The sequence below is a fragment of the Oleiphilus sp. HI0117 genome (assembly GCF_001635235.1).
Map to the genome: position 1 here is coordinate 1 of NZ_LWGA01001149.1, position 1,329 is coordinate 1,329.

The following is a 1,329-nucleotide window of genomic DNA, read 5'->3' on the forward strand; positions in this document are numbered from 1 at the left end:
AACATTGTAGAAGGAATGATCGATCGGGACCTTCAGATGCCGGTTTTGTTGCGAGTCGAAAATATTCTAGATGCTCAAATTAAGCGCCTAAATGATGCCTTTGCTGAGGCGATAGAAAAGTTAAACTATCAATCACCTTATCGGGGTGTTTATCCGATCAAGGTAAATCAACAAGCGCAGGTTGTTGAAGAGATTGCCAGTTTTGGTGCTCGTTTCAAGCATGGCCTTGAAGTCGGCAGTAAACCTGAAATGATTGCTGCGCTATCGACACTTGAAGAGCCGGGCAGTTTGATTATCTGTAACGGCTATAAAGATGAAGAGTTTATTGAGCTTGGTTTACAAGCAACCAAACTGGGCTTCCTATGCTTTTTTGTGATTGAAACCTTAACCGAGCTGCCCATTATTATAAGATTGAGCCGCCAAATGAACATTCAACCCCACATTGGTGTGCGGGTGAAAATGACCTCTCAAGTCAGTGGGCATTGGAATTCAACGAGCGGTGATCGCAGTGTGTTTGGTCTAACTAGCACACAACTTATCGATGTGGTTGATAAGCTAAAGCAAGAGAACATGCTGCACTGCCTCGAATTATTGCACTGCCACTTAGGTTCACAAATCCCCAGCATTCATGATATTCGAAGTGGTGTCGTAGAAGCCTGCCGCTATTTTACTGACCTAATGAGTGAGGGTGCAGAATTAACCCATATAGATTTGGGTGGTGGCTTAGCGGTTGATTATACCGGCGCACAAAGCAATGACGATAAAAGTCGTAACTACACGCTTGAAGAATATTGTGAAGATATTGTCGATACTCTCAAGCAAACCTTGGACGACCATAATATTCCTCACCCAACGATTGTCACGGAATCTGGGCGAGCAACTGTCGCTTACTCTTCAATTCTGCTGTTCAATATTCTAGATACCAATATTTTTGAACCAATCAGTCTGCCCGAACCATCGCCTGAGGAGCATCAACTACTCACAAAGATTCGTGAGATAAAAGACTACCTATCGCCACGGCGAGTACAGGAGTGTTATAACGATGCGCATTTTTATCGTGATGAAGTGCGTGCTTTATTCAAGCGTGGGCAGCTCTCATTAAGAGAGCGATCAATCGCAGAAAACTTATTTCTCGATGTTCTTCATTGTATCGCAGACCTGTTAGATACAATGGATAAAACGCCACCAGACCTGGAAGACCTTAAGCTATCGTTGGCAGATATCTACTATGGAAACTTTAGCCTATTTCAATCGCTGCCAGACATATGGGCGATTGATCAACTGTTTCCGATTATGCCAATTCACAGGCTGCATGAGACGCCAACACGT

General features: G+C 43.7%; 1 protein-coding gene. It reads left to right on the forward strand.

The genetic code is table 11. The features are described from left to right. Positions 1-1,329: biosynthetic arginine decarboxylase (gene speA / locus A3757_RS20455; protein ID WP_068740202.1), on the forward strand; the 1,329-nt coding region annotated here is incomplete at both ends.